The organism is Kluyvera sp. CHPC 1.251 (assembly GCF_036759945.1).
Taxonomy (GTDB): Bacteria; Pseudomonadota; Gammaproteobacteria; order Enterobacterales; family Enterobacteriaceae; genus Kluyvera; species Kluyvera sichuanensis.
In genome coordinates this window covers 458,008-475,581 of record NZ_JAPKIC010000003.1, presented here as the reverse complement: position 1 = coordinate 475,581, position 17,574 = coordinate 458,008, and the positions used below count along the sequence as shown (strand labels likewise).

Here is a 17,574-nt window from a genome sequence, read left to right as displayed (position 1 = left end):
AAACACTCAACTCGCATTTTACGATGCACCCGCTCCCTCTTCCAGAATCCCGAGGATAGAGCAGTGCTGACTGCTATGCGCAGTCCCGCAGCAGGCGTCATTAAGCTGTTTCAGCGCGCGTTGCATCGCCTGCAGTTCTTCGATTCGTGACTCCACTTCGCTCAAACGAGCCTGCACGATCCCTTTTGATTCCTGGCAGGTGTGATGAGCTGGATCCACACGGATCGAGAGTAATTCACGGATCGACTCAAGGGTGAACCCCAGTTGTCTGGCATAGCGAATAAACTTCAGGCGCTGAAGATCGTCCGCAGTATAAAGGCGAAAGCCACCTTCAGTGCGAATATCATGGCTCATCATCTGCTGTTTTTCATAATAGCGCACGGTATCCGGCGTCACGCCGGCAAGCTTTGACAGTTCGCCAATGCGGTACATAGCTACTCCTCGTTAATTTTATTCATCAGCTTATCGGCATAATCACCGCGCAGAAAATCAGTACTTAGCCCTGCCTGCTGCAACTTCATCTCCATCAACGCTAGCCGACGGCTCAACTCCTGATAGCGCGCATCTTCCCGACGAATGCCTTTCAGCAAATCGGCTAACTCAACGGCCTGCTTACGCTGCTCAAGTTCTGGAGGCAAACACCCTGCGTTCTTCAACAACCGATAGCCAGAACGCAACGCTTCGGGTACGGCGGAATCATCATCAAGCACCAGTGGTTCACCCTGACCTGGCAGGTTATCAAACTCACCTTTGCGCTGCGCGTCGGTAATATGGCGTTCGGCCCATTGATCCAGTAACCACATGCACCTACTCCGGAGAAATGAACAGAAAAGATACGACTATTGTAGAAGGGTGGGGGTAACGGGGATATAAAAAAACCCGCCGAGGCGGGTTTTTTTACTTTACTACAGATTACTCTGCAGCTGCTTCTGCTTTCGATTCTGAACGATCAACCAGCTCGATGTAAGCCATCGGCGCGTTGTCGCCTGCACGGAAGCCACACTTCAGAATGCGAGTGTAACCACCGGTACGGCTCGCGAAACGCGGGCCCAGTTCGTTAAACAGTTTTGCCACGATCTCGTTATCACGAGTACGGGCGAATGCCAGACGACGATTAGCAACGCTATCAGTCTTGGCAAGAGTAATCAGCGGCTCAACTACGCGACGCAGTTCTTTCGCTTTAGGCAGGGTCGTCTTGATGATTTCATGACGAACCAGTGAACCTGCCATGTTGCGGAACATAGCCTGGCGATGGCTGCTGTTGCGGTTCAGTTGACGACCACTCTTACGATGGCGCATGACCTTATCCTTCTCAGTAAAACCTTAACCTGTGATCCGGTTACTCGTCAGCAATGCTTGCCGGCGGCCAATTTTCCAGGCGCATGCCCAGAGAAAGACCACGTGAGGCCAGCACGTCTTTAATCTCGGTAAGAGATTTTTTACCCAGGTTAGGCGTCTTAAGAAGCTCAACCTCGGTACGCTGTACCAGATCACCGATATAGTGGATAGCTTCTGCCTTGAGGCAGTTAGCAGAGCGGACAGTCAATTCCAGATCGTCAACAGGGCGCAGCAGGATCGGATCGAATTCTGGTTTCTCTTCTTTCACTTCCGGCTGACGTACATCACGTAAGTCAACGAAAGCTTCCAGTTGTTCTGCCAGGATGGTTGCCGCACGACGAATCGCCTCTTCAGGATCGATTGTGCCGTTGGTTTCCATTTCGATGACCAGCTTGTCCAGGTCGGTACGCTGTTCTACACGCGCTGCTTCAACATTGTAGGCAATACGCTCTACAGGGCTGTAGCATGCGTCGACCAACAGACGGCCGATCGGGCGCTCATCTTCTTCCGAATGAATTCGGGCAGAAGCCGGCACATAACCGCGACCGCGCTGAACTTTGATACGCATGCTGATAGCTGCGTTCTCATCGGTCAGGTGGCAGATCACGTGCTGCGGCTTGACGATTTCGACATCACCATCATGGGTGATATCGGCTGCGGTCACAGGGCCAATGCCAGATTTATTCAAGGTAAGAATAACTTCATCTTTACCCTGAACTCTCACCGCCAGCCCTTTCAGGTTGAGCAGGATTTCAAGGATATCTTCCTGAACGCCTTCTTTGGTGCTGTACTCATGAAGTACACCATCAATCTCAACCTCGGTCACCGCGCAACCCGGCATCGATGAGAGCAGAATACGGCGCAGTGCGTTACCCAGAGTATGGCCAAAGCCACGCTCTAAAGGCTCAAGGGTCACCTTGGCGTGCGTCGAACTCACTTGCTCGATATCTACCAGGCGCGGTTTTAGAAACTCTGTCACAGAACCCTGCATTGTGTCCTCTCTTTGGTACTAAGCTTTACTTGGAGTAAAGCTCGACGATCAGGTGTTCGTTAATGTCCGCAGACAGATCAGAACGCTCAGGCTGACGCTTGAACGTGCCTTCCATCTTGCCAGCATCAACTTCCAGCCAGGTTGGCTTTTCACGCTGTTCAGCCAGCTCCAGAGCGGCTTTAACGCGAGATTGCTTTTTCGCTTTCTCACGGATGCTAACAACGTCATTCGCTTTAACCTGATAAGAAGCGATGTTAACAACACGACCGTTTACCATGATTGCTTTATGGCTAACCAGCTGACGTGCTTCTGCACGAGTGGCGCCAAAGCCCATACGGTATACTACGTTGTCCAGACGACCTTCCAGCAGAGCCAACAGGTTTTCACCGGTGTTGCCTTTCAGACGTGCTGCTTCTTTGTAATAGTTACGGAACTGACGCTCCAGCACGCCGTAGGTACGACGAACTTTTTGCTTTTCACGCAACTGCACACCATAGTCAGACAGACGCGGTTTACGCGCACCGTGCTGGCCAGGAGCTTGTTCAATTTTACACTTGGTATCGATCGCGCGAACGCCAGACTTAAGGAATAAGTCGGTGCCCTCACGACGGCTCAGCTTGAGCTTAGGACCCAAATATCTTGCCATTTTCTTTCTCCAACAAACCTGGAAAACGAAGCGTTATACGCGACGTTTCTTCGGCGGACGACAACCGTTATGAGGGATCGGAGTCACATCAGTAATATTAGTGATGCGGAAACCAGCGGCGTTCAGAGCACGAATAGTAGATTCGCGGCCTGGACCCGGACCTTTAACCATAACTTCCAGATTCTTGATGCCGTATTCTTTAACGGCGTCAGCGCAACGCTCTGCTGCAACCTGAGCTGCAAACGGAGTGGATTTACGCGAACCACGGAAACCGGAACCACCGGCTGTTGCCCAACCCAGCGCATTACCCTGACGATCGGTAATAGTTACGATGGTGTTGTTAAAAGAAGCATGGATATGAGCCACGCCATCAGAGACTTGTTTTCTTACACGCTTACGTGCACGAACTGGTGCCTTTGCCATTATTCAATCACCCCGATTATTTCTTGATCGGTTTGCGCGGACCCTTACGGGTACGTGCGTTGGTCTTGGTACGCTGGCCGCGAACCGGGAGACCACGACGATGACGCAAACCGCGATAGCAACCAAGATCCATCAGGCGCTTGATGCTCATGCTAATTTCACGGCGCAGATCACCTTCAACGACAAATTTGGCAACTTCGTCACGCAGCGTGTCGATTTGTCCTTCAGACAGCTCACTGATCTTAACATTTTCAGCGATACCCGCAGCAGCCAGGATGGCTTTAGAACGGGTCTTGCCGACGCCATAGATCGAAGTTAACGCGATCACAGCATGTTTCTGATCAGGAATGTTAATGCCTGCTATACGGGCCACTATGCACTCCTACTATTTAATATGTACGCACCATGCTGAAAAGCCCGTTTTCAGGATACTCAAATGGAAACGTACAGACATACAAAAGATTGGCTGGCTAATCTAGCCAGCTCAACCCAACTTTGCAAGAAAAATATGCGAATAAATCAGCCTTGGCGCTGTTTATGCTTCGGCTCGGCACTGCAAATCACACGGATGACACCATCACGCTTAACGATTTTGCAGTTACGGCATAATTTCTTGACGGAAGCACGAACTTTCATTTTTACTCTCCGTAACTTCTCGGGCGACCTTTTAGCGGCTATAGCCTTTGAGGTTCGCCTTCTTCAATGCAGACTCGTACTGACTTGACATCATCAGAGTTTGCACTTGAGCCATAAAGTCCATAATCACGACAACAACGATCAGTAGCGATGTCCCACCGAAGTAGAACGGCACTTTCATTGCATCACGCATGAACTCCGGGATCAGGCAGATAAAAGTAATATACAACGCACCAACGAGAGTCAGGCGAGTCATTACTTTATCGATATACTTCGCCGTTTGCTCTCCCGGACGAATTCCTGGTACAAATGCACCGGACTTCTTCAGGTTATCTGCTGTTTCACGCGGGTTGAAGACCAACGCCGTGTAGAAGAAACAGAAGAAGATGATTGCAGACGCATAGAGTAACACATAAAGCGGTTGCCCAGGCTGCAAATACAGCGAAATTGTTGTCAGCCAGTTCCAACCGGTACCGCCCCCGAACCATGACGCGATGGTCGCAGGGAACAGAATAATACTGGAAGCGAAGATTGCTGGGATTACCCCGGCCATATTCACTTTCAGCGGTAAATGTGTGCTCTGTGCAGCATAGACACGACGACCTTGCTGACGTTTCGCGTAGTTTACCACAATGCGGCGTTGACCACGTTCAACAAATACAACAAAGAACGTCACTGCAAACACTAATACTGCAACCAACAGCAACAGGAGGAAGTGCAGGTCGCCTTGACGCGCTTGCTCGATAGTATGGGCAATGGCTGGCGGGAGTCCCGCAACGATACCAGCGAAGATAATGATTGAGATACCGTTGCCGATACCACGCTCAGTAATCTGTTCGCCGAGCCACATCAGGAACATAGTCCCTGTAACCAGACTCACAACAGCGGTGAAATAGAATGCAAAGCCTGGATTGATTACCAGGCCCTGCATACCAGGCATATTCGGTAAACCGGTAGCAATACCGATTGACTGGAATATTGCCAGCACCAGAGTGCCGTAACGGGTGTACTGGCTGATCTTACGACGACCAGACTCCCCTTCTTTCTTGATTTCTGCCAGCGTTGGATGAACCACCGTCAGCAGCTGGATAATAATCGATGCCGAAATATACGGCATGATACCCAAGGCAAAGATAGAAGCACGGCTGAGAGCACCACCAGAGAACATGTTGAACATTTCAATGATGGTGCCTCGCTGTTGCTCAAGCAGTTTGGCAAGTACAGCGGCATCAATACCAGGGATCGGAATAAAAGAGCCAATACGGAACACAATAAGCGCACCGATTACAAACAACAGTCTGCGTTTCAGCTCGCCTAAGCCACCTTTGGCACTTTGAAAATCTAATCCCGGTTGTTTAGCCATCTGCTACTTATTCCTCGATTTTACCGCCAGCAGCTTCGATAGCAGCACGAGCGCCTTTAGTAACACGCAGGCCACGAACAGTTACCGGGGTAGAAACCTCACCAGACAGGATCACTTTCGCGAACTCGATCTGGATACCGATAATGTTAGCTGCTTTCAGCGTGTTCAGGTCAACAATACCGCCTTCCACTTTCGCCAGGTCAGACAGACGGACTTCCGCTGTAATCGCTGATTTGCGAGAAGTGAAGCCGAACTTCGGCAGACGACGGTACAGTGGCATCTGGCCACCCTCGAAACCACGACGTACGCCACCGCCAGAACGAGACTTCTGACCTTTGTGACCACGACCGCCGGTTTTACCGAGGCCAGAACCGATACCACGACCCAGACGGCGACCCGCCTTTTTAGAGCCTTCGGCCGGAGACAGAGTATTTAAACGCATCTCTTACTCCTCAACTTTAACCATGAAGTAAACCGCGTTGACCATACCACGAACAGCAGGAGTATCCTCGCGTTCTACGGTGTGACCAATACGACGCAGACCCAGGCCAAGCAGCGTTGCCTTGTGTTTCGGCAGACGACCGATTGCACTGCGGGTTTGAGTAATTTTAATAGTCTTTGCCATGGTTTATTTCCCCAGAATTTCTTCAACGGATTTACCACGCTTGGCAGCGACCATTTCCGGAGATTTCATATTTTCCAGACCGTCGATAGTTGCACGAACCACGTTAATCGGGTTAGTGGAACCATACGCTTTAGCCAGAACGTTACGAACCCCAGCGACTTCCAGGACGGCGCGCATTGCACCACCGGCGATGATACCGGTACCTTCAGAAGCCGGCTGCATGAATACACGAGAACCCGTGTGAGTACCCTTAACTGGGTGCTGCAGGGTGCCGGTATTCAGCGCGACGTTAATCATATTGCGACGGGCTTTTTCCATCGCTTTCTGGATCGCTGCTGGAACTTCACGCGCTTTACCGTAACCAAAACCAACGCGACCGTTACCATCACCAACTACAGTCAGAGCTGTGAAGGAGAAAATACGACCACCTTTAACGGTTTTAGATACGCGGTTTACCGCGATCAGCTTTTCCTGCAGTTCGCCAGCTTGTTTTTCGATGTGAGCCATCTTACACCTCTACCTTAGAACTGAAGGCCAGCTTCACGGGCAGCATCTGCCAGTGCCTGGACACGACCATGATATTGGAACCCGGAACGGTCAAAGGACACATCTTTGATGCCTTTTTCCAGAGCGCGTTCAGCGACAGCTTTACCCACAGCTGCTGCAGCGTCTTTGTTACCGGTGTACTTCAGTTGTTCAGCGATAGCTTTTTCTACAGTAGAAGCAGCTACCAGAACTTCGGAACCGTTTGGTGCAATGACCTGTGCGTAAATATGACGCGGGGTACGATGTACCACCAGGCGAGTTGCACCCAGCTCCTGGAGCTTGCGGCGTGCGCGGGTCGCACGACGGATACGAGCAGATTTCTTATCCATAGTGTTACCTTACTTCTTCTTAGCCTCTTTGGTACGCACGACTTCGTCGGCGTAACGAACACCCTTGCCTTTATAAGGCTCAGGACGACGGTAGGCGCGCAGATCCGCTGCTACCTGGCCGATCACCTGCTTATCAGCGCCTTTCAGCACGATTTCAGTTTGAGTCGGACATTCAGCAGTAATACCTGCAGGCAGCTGATGCTCAACAGGGTGAGAGAAGCCTAAAGACAGGCTTACTGCATTCCCTTTGATCGCTGCACGATAACCTACACCAACCAGCTGTAACTTCTTAGTGAAGCCTTCGGTAACACCGACAACCATTGCGTTAAGCAGGGCACGCGCGGTACCAGCCTGAGCCCAACCGTCTACGTAACCATCACGTGGACCGAAAGTCAGAGCATTATCTGCATGTTTAACTTCAACAGCATCGTTGAGAGTACGAGTCAGCTCGCCGTTCTTACCTTTGATCGTAATAACCTGACCGTTGATTTTTACATCAACGCCGGCAGGAACAACGACCGGTGCTTTAGCAACACGAGACATTTTTTCCTCCGATTAGGCTACGTAGCAGATAATTTCGCCACCAAGACCAGCCTGGCGCGCTGCACGATCAGTCATAACACCTTTAGAGGTAGAAACAACCGCGATACCCATGCCAGCCATAACTTTTGGCAGCTCGTCTTTGCGCTTATAAATACGCAGACCTGGGCGACTAACACGCTGAATGCTTTCTACAACAGCTTTACCCTGGAAATACTTAAGAGTAAGTTCCAGTTCCGGCTTGGTGTCGCCTTCAACTTTAAAATCTTCAATAAAACCTTCTTCCTTCAGCACGTTGGCAATTGCCACTTTCAGCTTGGAGGAAGGCATGGTGACCGCAGCTTTATTCGCGGCCTGACCGTTACGGATACGGGTCAGCATATCCGCGATCGGATCTTGCATGCTCATCTGTCTTTACTCCCGTGATTCAATTGGTAATTACCAGCTAGCCTTTTTCAAGCCTGGTACTTCACCGCGCATAGCGGCTTCACGAAGCTTGATACGGCTCAACCCGAACTTGCCCACATAGCCATGCGGACGACCAGTTTGACGGCAGCGTTTACGCTGACGAGACGGGCTGGAATCACGCGGCAGAGACTGCAGCTTCAGAACAGCATTCCAACGATCTTCGTCGGTTGCGTTCACATCAGAGATGATAGCTTTGAGTTCAGCGCGTTTAGCGAAGAATTTATCAGCTAAAGCTACGCGCTTTACTTCGCGTGCTTTCATTGATTGCTTAGCCATTCAGTAACCCTACCTTACTTGCGGAACGGGAAGTCAAAGGCAGCCAGCAGAGCACGGCCTTCTTCGTCAGATTTCGCAGTAGTGGTGATGGTAATATCCAAACCACGTACGCGGTCGACTTTATCGTAGTCGATTTCTGGGAAGATGATCTGCTCACGGACACCCATGCTGTAGTTACCACGGCCGTCGAATGACTTAGCGGACAAGCCACGGAAGTCACGGATACGTGGTACAGCAATAGTGATCAGGCGCTCAAAGAACTCCCACATGCGTTCGCCACGCAGAGTTACTTTACAGCCGATCGGATAGCCCTGACGGATTTTGAAGCCTGCAACTGATTTGCGTGCTTTGGTGATCAACGGCTTTTGACCGGAGATTGCTGTCAGATCAGCTGCTGCGTTATCCAGCAGTTTCTTGTCAGCGATCGCTTCACCAACACCCATGTTCAGGGTGATCTTCTCGACCCGAGGGACTTGCATGACAGAATTGTAGTTAAACTCAGACATGAGTTTAGCGACTACTTCGTCTTTGTAGTAATCATGCAGTTTCGCCATCGTACTACTCCAAATTACTTGATAGTTTCGCTGTTAGACTTGAAGAAACGGACTTTTTTGCCGTCTTCGAATCTAAAGCCTACACGGTCAGCCTTGCCGGTAGCCGCGTTGAACAGTGCAATGTTAGAGATCTGAATAGCTGCTTCTTTCTCTACAATGCCGCCTGGTTGGTTCAGAGCCGGAACCGGCTTCTGGTGTTTCTTAACCAGGTTGATACCTTCAACGATAACCTTGCCGGAAGACAAGACATTCTTAACTTTACCGCGTTTACCTTTATCTTTACCGGTTAACACGATAACTTCGTCATCACGACGGATTTTCGCTGCCATGATTCGCTCCTTAGAGTACTTCTGGTGCCAGAGAGATAATTTTCATGAACTTCTCGTTACGAAGTTCACGAGTTACCGGCCCAAAAATACGCGTACCGATAGGTTGCTCGCTGTTATTGTTTAAAATAACGCATGCATTACCATCGAAGCGAATGACAGAACCGTCCGGGCGACGAACACCCTTCTTGGTGCGCACCACTACCGCCTTCAGCACATCACCTTTTTTGACCTTACCACGTGGAATTGCTTCCTTGATGGTGATCTTGATGATGTCGCCTACGCCTGCGTAGCGACGGTGCGAGCCACCCAGAACCTTGATACACATTACGCGACGTGCACCGGAGTTGTCGGCGACGTTCAGCATAGTCTGTTCTTGGATCATTTTAGTGCTCCGCTAATGTCAACTACTACTGAGACCCGAATTCAGGTCGTTAAAAAGCCCCATATCGAGGGCGCGGCATTATAACACCGCTTCAACGATAAGGGTAGAAAAAATAAACGGCTCATCGCTGAGCCGTTTATTCGTATCGAGAACGAGTACTGTATTACAGAACCGCTTTCTCTACAACGCGAACCAGCGTCCAGGACTTAGTCTTGGACAGCGGACGGCATTCGCGGATTTCAACCACGTCGCCCATACCGCATTCGTTGTTCTCGTCATGTACGTGCAGTTTGGTCGTACGTTTGATGAATTTGCCGTATACCGGGTGTTTCACCATACGTTCGATAGCAACAACAATGGATTTCTCCATTTTTGCGCTAACTACGCGACCTTGCAGAGTACGGATTTTATCGGTCATTACGCACCCGCCTTCTGAGTCAGTAAAGTCTTAACGCGTGCAACATCACGACGAACCTGCTTCAGCAGGTGAGTCTGTTGCAGCTGGCCACTGGCAGCCTGCATGCGCAGGTTGAACTGCTCACGCAGCAGGTTCAGCAGCTCAGCGTTCAGCTCTTCAACGCTTTTTTCACGCAGCTCTTTTGCTTTCATTACATCACCGTCTTAGTTACAAAGGTGGTTTTGATCGGCAGTTTCGCTGCAGCGAGGCCGAATGCTTCACGGGCCAGCTCTTCCGGGACACCGTCCATTTCATACAGGACTTTACCCGGCTGGATCAAGGCAACCCAATACTCCACGTTACCTTTACCTTTACCCATACGCACTGCCAGCGGTTTCTCGGTGATCGGTTTGTCCGGGAATACACGGATCCAGATCTTACCTTGACGCTTAACTGCACGGGTCATTGCACGACGTGCTGCTTCGATCTGACGTGCAGTCAGACGACCACGGCCAACAGCTTTCAGGCCGAAGCTGCCGAAGCTAACATCCGTACCCTGCGCCAGACCGCGGTTACGGCCTTTGTGCACTTTACGGAATTTTGTACGCTTTGGTTGTAACATCAGCGACGCTCCTTATTTACGGCCTTTACGCTGCTGCTTTTTAGGTTGAGCAGCCGGTTCCGGTTGTTCAACAGCAGCCATACCACCCAGGATCTCACCTTTGAAGATCCATACCTTAACGCCGATTACACCGTAAGTGGTGTGCGCTTCAGAGGTGTTGTAGTCGATGTCAGCACGCAGAGTGTGCAGAGGTACGCGACCTTCGCGGTACCATTCGGTACGTGCGATTTCCGCGCCGCCCAGACGGCCGCTAACTTCAACTTTAATACCCTTCGCGCCCAGACGCATTGCGTTCTGTACAGCACGCTTCATAGCACGACGGAACATAACGCGACGTTCCAGCTGTGAAGTGATGCTGTCAGCAACCAATTTAGCGTCCAGTTCCGGCTTACGAACTTCAGCGATATTGATCTGTGCAGGAACGCCAGCGATATCCGCTACGACCTTGCGCAGTTTTTCTACGTCTTCGCCTTTCTTACCGATTACGATGCCCGGGCGAGCAGTGTGAATGGTCACACGGATGCTCTTAGCCGGACGCTCGATAACGATACGAGATACGGACGCCTTAGCCAGTTCCTTAGTCAGGTACTGACGTACTTTAAAATCGCTGTCCAGGTTGTCAGCGAATTCTTTGGTGTTCGCAAACCAAGTAGAGTTCCATGGTTTTACAATACCCAGGCGAATACCATTAGGATGTACTTTCTGACCCATTGCTAGTCTCCAGAGTCTCAGCGATCGGACACAACCACAGTGATGTGGCTGGTGCGCTTCAGGATGCGATCTGCACGACCTTTAGCACGCGGCATAATGCGCTTCATGCTTGGGCCTTCGTCTACGAAAATTTTCGTAACTTTCAGATCATCAATGTCAGCGCCATCGTTGTGTTCAGCGTTAGCAATGGCAGATTCCAGAACTTTCTTGACCAGTACAGCCGCTTTCTTATTGGTGTAGGTCAGAATTTCCAGCGCCTGCGACACTTTCTTACCGCGAATCAGGTCAGCAACAAGGCGAACCTTCTGAGCAGAAGAACGAGCATGGCGATGTTGAGCTAAAGTTTCCATCTCTTCCTCCTACCTTATTTCTTCTTCGCTTTTTTATCAGCAGCGTGGCCGCGATAAGTACGAGTCGGTGCGAATTCACCCAGTTTGTGACCAACCATTTCGTCGGTTACAAATACTGGAACGTGCTGACGACCATTATGGACAGCGATGGTCAAACCGATCATGTTAGGAAAGATCGTTGAACGACGGGACCAAGTGCGCAGGGGCTTCTTGTCTCCGCTTTCCACCGCTTTCTCTACCTTCTTCAGCAAGTGCAGGTCAATAAAAGGACCTTTCTTGAGAGAACGTGGCATGGCTTATCCTCTAAAATTATTTGCTACGGCGACGTACGATGAATTTATCAGTACGCTTGTTGCTGCGGGTCTTCTTACCTTTGGTCTGAACGCCCCACGGAGTTACCGGGTGCTTACCAAAGTTACGACCTTCACCACCACCATGTGGGTGATCGACTGGGTTCATCGCAGTACCGCGAACGGTAGGACGAACACCACGCCAGCGTGCAGCACCTGCTTTACCCAGAACGCGCAGCATATGCTCAGCATTGCCAACTTCGCCCAGGGTTGCACGGCATTCTGCTTCGACTTTACGCATTTCACCAGAACGCAGACGCAGGGTGACATAAGCACCATCGCGAGCAACGATCTGAACGTAAGTACCAGCGGAACGTGCCAGCTGACCGCCTTTACCTGGTTTCATTTCTACGTTATGAACGGTAGAACCAACCGGGATATTGCGCATCGGCAGGGTGTTACCTGCTTTGATTGCAGCATCAACGCCAGACTGAATCTGGTCGCCAGCTTTCAGGCCTTTAGGGGCCAGGATGTAACGACGTTCGCCGTCTTTGTACAGAACCAGCGCGATGTTCGCGGAGCGGTTCGGATCGTACTCAAGACGTTCAACAATTGCCGGGATACCGTCTTTGTTGCGTTTGAAGTCAACAATACGGTAAGCCTGCTTGTGACCACCACCGATGTGACGAGTGGTGATACGGCCATTGTTGTTACGACCACCGGATTTGCTGTTTTTTTCAACCAGCGGAGCAAAAGGTTTGCCCTTGTGCAGCTCTGGGTTGACCACTTTAACGACGTGGCGACGACCCGGAGATGTCGGTTTACATTTAACAACTGCCATTGTATTACTCCTCCGACTTACTCAGCGCCGCCGACGAAGTCCAGATTCTGGCCTTCCTTCAGGGTGACGTAAGCTTTTTTCCAGTCGCTACGACGACCGATACGCTGTCCGTGACGTTTAACTTTCCCTTTAACTACCAGGGTGTTAACGACTTCGACTTCGACTTCAAACAGTTTCTGCACAGCAGCTTTGATTTCTGCTTTGGTCGCGTCTTTGGCAACTTTGAGAACGATGGTATTGGTTTTTTCCATCGCAGTAGACGCTTTTTCAGAAACGTGCGGTGCGCGCAGCACCTTCAGCAGACGTTCTTCACGAATCATGCCAGCATCTCCTCAACTTGCTTAACAGCATCAGCAGTCATTACGACTTTGTCGAAGGCGATCAGGCTAACCGGGTCGATACCAGTTGCATCGCGTACGTCAACCTTGTGCAGGTTGCGCGCAGCCAGGAACAGGTTTTCGTCCAGCTCACCGGTGATGATCAGCACATCTTCCAGAGCCATGTCTTTCAGTTTCTGTGCCAGCAGCTTAGTTTTAGGCGCTTCAACAGAGAATGATTCGACAACGATCAGACGATCCTGACGTACCAGTTCGGACAGGATGCTTTTCAGCGCGCCGCGGTACATCTTTTTGTTAACTTTTTGACTGTGGTCCTGTGGACGAGCAGCGAAGGTCACGCCACCTGAACGCCAGATCGGGCTCTTGATAGAACCTGAACGCGCACGGCCGGTACCTTTCTGGCGCCATGGCTTTTTGCCTGAACCAGTTACTTCAGCACGAGTCTTCTGAGCACGAGTACCCTGACGAGCACCAGCTGCATAAGCAACAACAACCTGGTGAACCAGCGCTTCGTTGAAATCACGACCGAAGGTAGTTTCGGAAACAGTCAGCGCGCTCTGCGCGTCTTTCAATACTAATTCCATTGCTATCCCCTTACGCCTTCACAGCTGGTTTAACGATCAGGTCGCAACCGGTCGCACCCGGAACACCACCTTTAACCAGCAGCAGGTTGCGCTCAGCGTCAACGCGTACTACGTCAAGGCTCTGAACGGTGACACGTTCGTTACCCATCTGACCTGCCATTTTCTTGCCTTTGAACACTTTGCCCGGAGTCTGGTTCTGACCGATAGAACCCGGAACGCGGTGAGACAAGGAGTTACCGTGAGTAGCGTCCTGGGTACGGAAGTTCCAGCGCTTAACGGTACCAGCGAAACCTTTACCTTTAGAGGTACCGGTTACGTCAACTTTTTTAACGTCAGCAAACAGTTCAACGCTAATGTCCTGACCAACGGTGTATTCTTCACCATCTGCCAGACGGAACTCCCACAGGCCGCGGCCAGCTTCTACGCCAGCTTTAGCGAAGTGACCAGCTTCCGGCTTGGTTACACGGTTAGCTTTTTTAGCACCAGTGGTAACCTGAACAGCGCGATAGCCATCGTTAGCCAGATCTTTGATCTGAGTAACGCGGTTTGCTTCAACTTCGATAACGGTTACTGGGATAGAAACGCCATCTTCAGTGAAGATGCGGGTCATACCCACTTTTTTACCGACTAAACCAATCATTGTATCAACCTCTCAATCGCTCGATGACCTGATTAACCCAGGCTGATCTGCACGTCTACACCGGCAGCCAGGTCCAGACGCATCAGAGCATCAACGGTTTTTTCAGTTGGCTCAACGATGTCAACCAGACGCTTGTGAGTGCGAATTTCGTACTGATCACGCGCGTCTTTGTTGACGTGCGGGGAGATCAGAACGGTAAAGCGCTCTTTGCGGGTCGGCAGCGGGATCGGACCACGGACTTGCGCACCAGTGCGCTTAGCAGTCTCGACGATTTCCGCGGTTGATTGATCGATCAGACGATGATCAAACGCTTTCAGGCGGATACGGATTCTTTGGTTCTGCATGAGACCAGAGCTCCAATTATTTTATAGACGAAATAGTTACTCCTCAAACCCATTACGATTGATGGGAGAGTGTAACCGTTCTTACAGAGTTCCCCAATTGGGAACATTGTCTGGTATCGCTTACGCAGTACCGGTGGTTCATATTGAACCGCTGTCTATATTAGACAAGCCCGCGCATTATACACGTATACCCATACTAAGCAAGTCGCGTTTATAAATTAGTCAGTAAAGCCTGGAAGGCGGGTAGCAGAATCGGTGAACAAACTGCAACGATGGGTATGAGTCTGGATAGCCCCTCGTGAAAACGCGCATCGCCCGTTGTCGCGTATCTCTTCGCCTCGCACACTGCCAGCATGACCTCTTATGGAAACCAATCATGATACTTCCGGCCCTCCCCTTCTTTCTTCTCTATGTCGTACTCAACGTCATCCTGTGCTGGCAAGACTACCGCACTGGGTTATTACGTGACGTCTTCACCTGCCCGCTTCTTTGGGGAGGACTATTAAGTCAGCTCTGCCTGAACCCAACAAGGAGTAACGAGGCGCTATGGGGAGCGATTGCAGGCTATTGCGCGATGGCACTCTTTTACTGGGGATACCGCGCGCTGCGACGCCGTGAAGGCTTAGGGTATGGTGATGTGAAGTATGTGGCGGCACTCGGTGCCTGGCACGGCTGGCAATCTCTACCGCTGCTTGTGCTGTTGGCTACGCTGTTGGCGTGCACCTTTATTGCGGGGAAGGCGCTATGTCCAGGTCAGGGGGAGAATATAAAAAACCCGCTGCCTTTTGGACCATTTCTGGGAGCGGCGGGTTTTATTATGGCGGGCATATCGGCTCTTAGCCTTCAACCTTAATTTGCGACTGTAGATAGTTCTGCAGACCAATTTTACCGATCAGATCCAGTTCGGTCTCCAGCCAGTCAATGTGATGTTCTTCCTCGGTGAGGATAGTAATCAACATATCACGGCTGACGTAGTCATGTACGCTATCAGCATAGGCAATGGCTTCACGCAGATCCTTCGCGCCGTCCAGTTCAAGCTTTAAGTCGGACTGCAGCATCTCTTCGACATCTTCGCCGATATGCAGCTTGCCAAGGTCTTGTAGATTAGGGATCCCTTCAAGAAACAGAATACGCTCAATGTACTGATCGGCGTGTTTCATTTCATCGATGGATTCGTGGTATTCAATATCGTTGAGGCGCATCAGGCCCCAGTTTTTGAACATTCTCGCATGGAGAAAGTATTGGTTGATTGCGACAAGCTCGTTTCCCAATAATTTATTGAGATAATTTATTATCTTAACATCACCTTTCATTATATAGACCCTCCGCTTCCACTTATTGAAGCGTAGAACGGCCTACCGGGATGTCAAAAAAGAAATCCGGGCTCAGGCAATCTCTTTGAACTCTGGCATTTGCATTAATTCGTCTTCCATCACCTCACGTGCAGCACGAACGCATTTACCACATTGATTTCCAATAGGAATGCATTTTCTTAATTGCTGGAAAGACTGCGGATGAAACTGGCGTACTGCCTGGCGAATTTTTTTATCGCTGACGCCATTACACAAACAAACGTACATAACCACTCCCGTTCAATTTCTGAACAAAGTGTAAGTGAGAATAATTATGATTACAATAGCCAGACGCGAGAAGTCGCGTGAAATAAGGGATCAAATCGTGCGGAAAATATTGCGGGGATAAATAACAAAAAGCAAAAAGGGCACCGAAGTGCCCTTTTCAAGTGCAAAACTAATTAATCAATAATTAGCTCATTACTTTAGCAACAACGCCCGCACCTACAGTACGGCCGCCTTCACGGATTGCGAAACGCAGACCGTCGTCCATCGCGATTGGGTGGATCAGAGTCACAACCATCTTGATGTTGTCGCCTGGCATTACCATCTCAACGCCTTCTGGCAGTTCGATGGTACCGGTCACGTCAGTAGTACGGAAGTAGAACTGTGGACGGTAGCCTTTGAAGAACGGAGTATGACGGCCGCCTTCGTCTTTGGACAGAATGTACACTTCAGATTCGAACTTGGTGTGCGGCTTGATAGAGCCTGGCTTAGCCAGAACCTGACCACGTTCGATTTCTTCACGTTTGATACCACGCAGCAGAACACCAACGTTCTCACCAGCACGGCCTTCGTCCAGCAGTTTGCGGAACATTTCAACGCCGGTACAGGTAGACTTAGCAGTCTCTTTGATACCAACGATTTCAACTTCTTCACCAACTTTAACGATACCGCGCTCTACACGACCGGTAACAACGGTACCACGACCGGAGATGGAGAATACGTCTTCGATTGGCAGCAGGAACGGCTTGTCGATAGCACGTTCTGGTTCTGGGATGTAAGAATCCAGGAAGCCAGCCAGTTCGATGATTTTCGCTTCCCACTCTGCTTCGCCTTCCAGCGCTTTCAGAGCAGAACCACGGATGATTGGGGTATCATCACCTGGGAAGTCGTACTGGGACAGAAGTTCACGAACTTCCATTTCAACCAGTTCCAGCAGCTCTTCGTCATCAACCATGTCGCATTTGTTCAGGAACACGATGATGTAAGGAACGCCTACCTGACGACCCAGCAGGATGTGCTCACGAGTCTGTGGCATAGGGCCATCAGTCGCAGCAACAACCAGGATCGCGCCGTCCATCTGCGCAGCACCGGTGATCATGTTTTTAACATAGTCGGCGTGGCCTGGGCAGTCTACGTGTGCGTAGTGGCGAGTCGGGGTGTCATATTCAACGTGGGAAGTGTTGATGGTGATACCACGAGCTTTTTCTTCTGGTGCGTTATCGATCTGGTCGAAAGCACGAGCAGCACCGCCGTAGGTTTTAGCCAGTACGGTAGTGATTGCAGCAGTCAGGGTAGTTTTACCGTGGTCAACGTGGCCGATGGTGCCGACGTTAACGTGCGGTTTTGTACGTTCAAATTTTTCTTTAGACACGGCTATATTCCTTACTATAGTGCTCTCCCCTTTGGAGAGAGCACGGGACTTAGGTTTTAATC

Annotated in this window: 34 protein-coding genes; 1 reads left to right on the top strand and 33 read right to left on the bottom strand. The window is 50.5% G+C overall.

What is annotated here, in order from left to right; genetic code table 11:
• Positions 1-18 precede the first annotated feature (18 nt).
• The 30 genes from zntR to rpsJ form a co-directional block, all read right to left on the bottom strand.
• Entirely contained in the window at positions 19-432 is a 414-nt protein-coding gene (gene zntR, locus V6940_RS09080) for a Zn(2+)-responsive transcriptional regulator (protein ID WP_035894995.1), read from the bottom strand.
• Positions 433-434: 2 nt separating this feature from the next.
• Entirely contained in the window at positions 435-803 is a 369-nt protein-coding gene (locus V6940_RS09075; RefSeq protein WP_333495608.1) for a DUF1992 domain-containing protein, read from the bottom strand.
• 109 nt (positions 804-912) lie between these two features.
• Positions 913-1,299, bottom strand: a complete 387-nt coding sequence (gene rplQ, locus V6940_RS09070) for a 50S ribosomal protein L17 (RefSeq protein WP_035894993.1) — start codon at positions 1,297-1,299, stop codon at positions 913-915.
• 40 nt (positions 1,300-1,339) lie between these two features.
• Positions 1,340-2,329, bottom strand: coding sequence for a DNA-directed RNA polymerase subunit alpha (locus V6940_RS09065; RefSeq protein ID WP_002919219.1), 990 nt, complete (start codon positions 2,327-2,329; stop codon positions 1,340-1,342).
• 25 nt (positions 2,330-2,354) lie between these two features.
• On the bottom strand, positions 2,355-2,975 hold the full coding sequence (gene rpsD, locus V6940_RS09060) for a 30S ribosomal protein S4 (protein WP_035894991.1): 621 nt from the start codon (positions 2,973-2,975) through the stop codon (positions 2,355-2,357).
• Between the two features lie 33 nt (positions 2,976-3,008).
• A complete protein-coding gene (rpsK, locus tag V6940_RS09055; RefSeq protein WP_001029758.1) occupies positions 3,009-3,398 on the bottom strand; it encodes a 30S ribosomal protein S11 in 390 nt (129 codons plus the stop codon).
• Between the two features lie 16 nt (positions 3,399-3,414).
• The gene (rpsM, locus tag V6940_RS09050; protein WP_013364454.1) at positions 3,415-3,771 is read right to left on the bottom strand and encodes a 30S ribosomal protein S13; all 357 of its coding nucleotides are present in this window, start codon (positions 3,769-3,771) and stop codon (positions 3,415-3,417) included.
• Positions 3,772-3,917: 146 nt separating this feature from the next.
• On the bottom strand, positions 3,918-4,034 hold the full coding sequence (gene rpmJ / locus V6940_RS09045; protein WP_000868187.1) for a 50S ribosomal protein L36: 117 nt from the start codon (positions 4,032-4,034) through the stop codon (positions 3,918-3,920).
• 31 nt (positions 4,035-4,065) lie between these two features.
• Positions 4,066-5,397, bottom strand: coding sequence for a preprotein translocase subunit SecY (secY, locus tag V6940_RS09040; RefSeq protein ID WP_035894987.1), 1,332 nt, complete (start codon positions 5,395-5,397; stop codon positions 4,066-4,068).
• A 7-nt stretch (positions 5,398-5,404) separates the two neighbouring features.
• Entirely contained in the window at positions 5,405-5,839 is a 435-nt protein-coding gene (gene rplO / locus V6940_RS09035; protein WP_035894986.1) for a 50S ribosomal protein L15, read from the bottom strand.
• Positions 5,840-5,842: 3 nt separating this feature from the next.
• Positions 5,843-6,022 (bottom strand): 50S ribosomal protein L30, encoded by a 180-nt coding sequence (gene rpmD / locus V6940_RS09030; protein ID WP_003863301.1) that lies wholly within the window; start codon positions 6,020-6,022, stop codon positions 5,843-5,845.
• A gap of 3 nt (positions 6,023-6,025) precedes the next feature.
• Positions 6,026-6,529, bottom strand: a complete 504-nt coding sequence (rpsE, locus tag V6940_RS09025; RefSeq protein ID WP_015962744.1) for a 30S ribosomal protein S5 — start codon at positions 6,527-6,529, stop codon at positions 6,026-6,028.
• 14 nt (positions 6,530-6,543) lie between these two features.
• Positions 6,544-6,897 (bottom strand): 50S ribosomal protein L18, encoded by a 354-nt coding sequence (gene rplR, locus V6940_RS09020; protein ID WP_000358960.1) that lies wholly within the window; start codon positions 6,895-6,897, stop codon positions 6,544-6,546.
• 9 nt (positions 6,898-6,906) lie between these two features.
• Positions 6,907-7,440 (bottom strand): 50S ribosomal protein L6, encoded by a 534-nt coding sequence (gene rplF, locus V6940_RS09015; protein WP_333495607.1) that lies wholly within the window; start codon positions 7,438-7,440, stop codon positions 6,907-6,909.
• 12 nt (positions 7,441-7,452) lie between these two features.
• The gene (rpsH, locus tag V6940_RS09010; RefSeq protein WP_003031127.1) at positions 7,453-7,845 is read right to left on the bottom strand and encodes a 30S ribosomal protein S8; all 393 of its coding nucleotides are present in this window, start codon (positions 7,843-7,845) and stop codon (positions 7,453-7,455) included.
• Positions 7,846-7,875: 30 nt separating this feature from the next.
• Positions 7,876-8,181, bottom strand: coding sequence for a 30S ribosomal protein S14 (gene rpsN, locus V6940_RS09005; protein WP_035894983.1), 306 nt, complete (start codon positions 8,179-8,181; stop codon positions 7,876-7,878).
• A gap of 14 nt (positions 8,182-8,195) precedes the next feature.
• The gene (gene rplE / locus V6940_RS09000; protein WP_064541635.1) at positions 8,196-8,735 is read right to left on the bottom strand and encodes a 50S ribosomal protein L5; all 540 of its coding nucleotides are present in this window, start codon (positions 8,733-8,735) and stop codon (positions 8,196-8,198) included.
• 14 nt (positions 8,736-8,749) lie between these two features.
• Positions 8,750-9,064 (bottom strand): 50S ribosomal protein L24, encoded by a 315-nt coding sequence (gene rplX / locus V6940_RS08995; protein ID WP_035894981.1) that lies wholly within the window; start codon positions 9,062-9,064, stop codon positions 8,750-8,752.
• A gap of 10 nt (positions 9,065-9,074) precedes the next feature.
• Positions 9,075-9,446 (bottom strand): 50S ribosomal protein L14, encoded by a 372-nt coding sequence (gene rplN / locus V6940_RS08990; protein ID WP_000613954.1) that lies wholly within the window; start codon positions 9,444-9,446, stop codon positions 9,075-9,077.
• A 163-nt stretch (positions 9,447-9,609) separates the two neighbouring features.
• Complete coding sequence (gene rpsQ / locus V6940_RS08985; protein ID WP_035894980.1) at positions 9,610-9,864, bottom strand: 30S ribosomal protein S17; 255 nt, start codon at positions 9,862-9,864, stop codon at positions 9,610-9,612.
• Positions 9,864-10,055, bottom strand: coding sequence for a 50S ribosomal protein L29 (rpmC, locus tag V6940_RS08980; RefSeq protein ID WP_002919754.1), 192 nt, complete (start codon positions 10,053-10,055; stop codon positions 9,864-9,866). The genes rpsQ and rpmC overlap by 1 nt, the downstream gene beginning before the upstream one ends.
• Positions 10,055-10,465 (bottom strand): 50S ribosomal protein L16, encoded by a 411-nt coding sequence (rplP, locus tag V6940_RS08975; RefSeq protein ID WP_035894979.1) that lies wholly within the window; start codon positions 10,463-10,465, stop codon positions 10,055-10,057. The genes rpmC and rplP overlap by 1 nt, the downstream gene beginning before the upstream one ends.
• Positions 10,466-10,477: 12 nt before the next feature.
• Complete coding sequence (gene rpsC, locus V6940_RS08970; RefSeq protein ID WP_006817277.1) at positions 10,478-11,176, bottom strand: 30S ribosomal protein S3; 699 nt, start codon at positions 11,174-11,176, stop codon at positions 10,478-10,480.
• A 17-nt stretch (positions 11,177-11,193) separates the two neighbouring features.
• Positions 11,194-11,526: a 50S ribosomal protein L22 gene (rplV, locus tag V6940_RS08965; protein ID WP_035894978.1), complete on the bottom strand. Its 333-nt coding sequence runs from the start codon at positions 11,524-11,526 to the stop codon at positions 11,194-11,196.
• 14 nt (positions 11,527-11,540) lie between these two features.
• Positions 11,541-11,819, bottom strand: a complete 279-nt coding sequence (gene rpsS / locus V6940_RS08960; RefSeq protein ID WP_001138117.1) for a 30S ribosomal protein S19 — start codon at positions 11,817-11,819, stop codon at positions 11,541-11,543.
• Between the two features lie 16 nt (positions 11,820-11,835).
• A complete protein-coding gene (gene rplB / locus V6940_RS08955; protein ID WP_095283669.1) occupies positions 11,836-12,657 on the bottom strand; it encodes a 50S ribosomal protein L2 in 822 nt (273 codons plus the stop codon).
• Positions 12,658-12,674: 17 nt separating this feature from the next.
• Positions 12,675-12,977, bottom strand: a complete 303-nt coding sequence (gene rplW, locus V6940_RS08950; protein ID WP_000617546.1) for a 50S ribosomal protein L23 — start codon at positions 12,975-12,977, stop codon at positions 12,675-12,677.
• Positions 12,974-13,579 carry a 50S ribosomal protein L4 gene (gene rplD, locus V6940_RS08945; RefSeq protein ID WP_003031119.1) on the bottom strand — a complete coding sequence of 202 codons (606 nt, stop codon included), beginning with the start codon at positions 13,577-13,579 and terminating at the stop codon, positions 12,974-12,976. The genes rplW and rplD overlap by 4 nt, the downstream gene beginning before the upstream one ends.
• 10 nt (positions 13,580-13,589) lie before the next feature.
• Positions 13,590-14,219, bottom strand: a complete 630-nt coding sequence (gene rplC, locus V6940_RS08940; protein WP_035894971.1) for a 50S ribosomal protein L3 — start codon at positions 14,217-14,219, stop codon at positions 13,590-13,592.
• A 32-nt stretch (positions 14,220-14,251) separates the two neighbouring features.
• A complete protein-coding gene (rpsJ, locus tag V6940_RS08935) occupies positions 14,252-14,563 on the bottom strand; it encodes a 30S ribosomal protein S10 (RefSeq protein ID WP_001181005.1) in 312 nt (103 codons plus the stop codon).
• 376 nt (positions 14,564-14,939) lie between these two features.
• Here rpsJ and V6940_RS08930 point away from each other — a divergent pair, with 376 nt between their 5' ends.
• Positions 14,940-15,416, top strand: coding sequence for a prepilin peptidase (locus V6940_RS08930; protein ID WP_442910788.1), 477 nt, complete (start codon positions 14,940-14,942; stop codon positions 15,414-15,416).
• On the opposite strand, the gene bfr is transcribed toward V6940_RS08930, so the two are convergent.
• The 3 genes from bfr to tuf all read right to left on the bottom strand — a co-directional run bounded on the left by bfr (position 15,400) and on the right by tuf (position 17,512).
• Positions 15,400-15,876 (bottom strand): bacterioferritin, encoded by a 477-nt coding sequence (gene bfr, locus V6940_RS08925; protein ID WP_185668953.1) that lies wholly within the window; start codon positions 15,874-15,876, stop codon positions 15,400-15,402. The two genes, V6940_RS08930 and bfr, sit on opposite strands and share 17 nt — an antisense overlap.
• Positions 15,877-15,948: 72 nt before the next feature.
• Positions 15,949-16,143, bottom strand: coding sequence for a bacterioferritin-associated ferredoxin (gene bfd, locus V6940_RS08920; RefSeq protein WP_035894970.1), 195 nt, complete (start codon positions 16,141-16,143; stop codon positions 15,949-15,951).
• A gap of 184 nt (positions 16,144-16,327) precedes the next feature.
• Positions 16,328-17,512 carry an elongation factor Tu gene (tuf, locus tag V6940_RS08915; protein ID WP_333495606.1) on the bottom strand — a complete coding sequence of 395 codons (1,185 nt, stop codon included), beginning with the start codon at positions 17,510-17,512 and terminating at the stop codon, positions 16,328-16,330.
• Positions 17,513-17,574 lie beyond the last annotated feature (62 nt).

Excerpts from the sequence above, each read along its gene's own strand:
- rplB (WP_095283669.1), bottom strand. The coding sequence starts at position 12,657 with ATGGCAGTTGTTAAATGTAAACCGACATCTCCGGGTCGTCGCCACGTC.
- rplO (WP_035894986.1), bottom strand. The coding sequence starts at position 5,839 with ATGCGTTTAAATACTCTGTCTCCGGCCGAAGGCTCTAAAAAGGCGGGT.
- rpsH (WP_003031127.1), bottom strand. The coding sequence starts at position 7,845 with ATGAGCATGCAAGATCCGATCGCGGATATGCTGACCCGTATCCGTAAC.
- rpmD (WP_003863301.1), bottom strand. The coding sequence starts at position 6,022 with ATGGCAAAGACTATTAAAATTACTCAAACCCGCAGTGCAATCGGTCGT.
- V6940_RS08930 (WP_442910788.1), top strand. The coding sequence starts at position 14,940 with ATGATACTTCCGGCCCTCCCCTTCTTTCTTCTCTATGTCGTACTCAAC.
- rpsJ (WP_001181005.1), bottom strand. The coding sequence starts at position 14,563 with ATGCAGAACCAAAGAATCCGTATCCGCCTGAAAGCGTTTGATCATCGT.
- rplP (WP_035894979.1), bottom strand. The coding sequence starts at position 10,465 with ATGTTACAACCAAAGCGTACAAAATTCCGTAAAGTGCACAAAGGCCGT.
- bfd (WP_035894970.1), bottom strand. The coding sequence starts at position 16,143 with ATGTACGTTTGTTTGTGTAATGGCGTCAGCGATAAAAAAATTCGCCAG.
- rplW (WP_000617546.1), bottom strand. The coding sequence starts at position 12,977 with ATGATTCGTGAAGAACGTCTGCTGAAGGTGCTGCGCGCACCGCACGTT.
- rpsN (WP_035894983.1), bottom strand. The coding sequence starts at position 8,181 with ATGGCTAAGCAATCAATGAAAGCACGCGAAGTAAAGCGCGTAGCTTTA.
- rplC (WP_035894971.1), bottom strand. The coding sequence starts at position 14,219 with ATGATTGGTTTAGTCGGTAAAAAAGTGGGTATGACCCGCATCTTCACT.
- rpsK (WP_001029758.1), bottom strand. The coding sequence starts at position 3,398 with ATGGCAAAGGCACCAGTTCGTGCACGTAAGCGTGTAAGAAAACAAGTC.
- bfr (WP_185668953.1), bottom strand. The coding sequence starts at position 15,876 with ATGAAAGGTGATGTTAAGATAATAAATTATCTCAATAAATTATTGGGA.
- rplN (WP_000613954.1), bottom strand. The coding sequence starts at position 9,446 with ATGATCCAAGAACAGACTATGCTGAACGTCGCCGACAACTCCGGTGCA.
- rpsQ (WP_035894980.1), bottom strand. The coding sequence starts at position 9,864 with ATGACCGATAAAATCCGTACTCTGCAAGGTCGCGTAGTTAGCGCAAAA.
- secY (WP_035894987.1), bottom strand. The coding sequence starts at position 5,397 with ATGGCTAAACAACCGGGATTAGATTTTCAAAGTGCCAAAGGTGGCTTA.
- rplX (WP_035894981.1), bottom strand. The coding sequence starts at position 9,064 with ATGGCAGCGAAAATCCGTCGTGATGACGAAGTTATCGTGTTAACCGGT.
- rplQ (WP_035894993.1), bottom strand. The coding sequence starts at position 1,299 with ATGCGCCATCGTAAGAGTGGTCGTCAACTGAACCGCAACAGCAGCCAT.
- rpsD (WP_035894991.1), bottom strand. The coding sequence starts at position 2,975 with ATGGCAAGATATTTGGGTCCTAAGCTCAAGCTGAGCCGTCGTGAGGGC.
- rpmC (WP_002919754.1), bottom strand. The coding sequence starts at position 10,055 with ATGAAAGCAAAAGAGCTGCGTGAAAAAAGCGTTGAAGAGCTGAACGCT.
- rpsS (WP_001138117.1), bottom strand. The coding sequence starts at position 11,819 with ATGCCACGTTCTCTCAAGAAAGGTCCTTTTATTGACCTGCACTTGCTG.
- V6940_RS09075 (WP_333495608.1), bottom strand. The coding sequence starts at position 803 with ATGTGGTTACTGGATCAATGGGCCGAACGCCATATTACCGACGCGCAG.
- rplE (WP_064541635.1), bottom strand. The coding sequence starts at position 8,735 with ATGGCGAAACTGCATGATTACTACAAAGACGAAGTAGTCGCTAAACTC.
- V6940_RS09065 (WP_002919219.1), bottom strand. The coding sequence starts at position 2,329 with ATGCAGGGTTCTGTGACAGAGTTTCTAAAACCGCGCCTGGTAGATATC.
- rplR (WP_000358960.1), bottom strand. The coding sequence starts at position 6,897 with ATGGATAAGAAATCTGCTCGTATCCGTCGTGCGACCCGCGCACGCCGC.
- rplF (WP_333495607.1), bottom strand. The coding sequence starts at position 7,440 with ATGTCTCGTGTTGCTAAAGCACCGGTCGTTGTTCCTGCCGGCGTTGAT.
- rplV (WP_035894978.1), bottom strand. The coding sequence starts at position 11,526 with ATGGAAACTTTAGCTCAACATCGCCATGCTCGTTCTTCTGCTCAGAAG.
- rpsE (WP_015962744.1), bottom strand. The coding sequence starts at position 6,529 with ATGGCTCACATCGAAAAACAAGCTGGCGAACTGCAGGAAAAGCTGATC.
- zntR (WP_035894995.1), bottom strand. The coding sequence starts at position 432 with ATGTACCGCATTGGCGAACTGTCAAAGCTTGCCGGCGTGACGCCGGAT.
- rpsC (WP_006817277.1), bottom strand. The coding sequence starts at position 11,176 with ATGGGTCAGAAAGTACATCCTAATGGTATTCGCCTGGGTATTGTAAAA.
- rpmJ (WP_000868187.1), bottom strand. The coding sequence starts at position 4,034 with ATGAAAGTTCGTGCTTCCGTCAAGAAATTATGCCGTAACTGCAAAATC.
- rplD (WP_003031119.1), bottom strand. The coding sequence starts at position 13,579 with ATGGAATTAGTATTGAAAGACGCGCAGAGCGCGCTGACTGTTTCCGAA.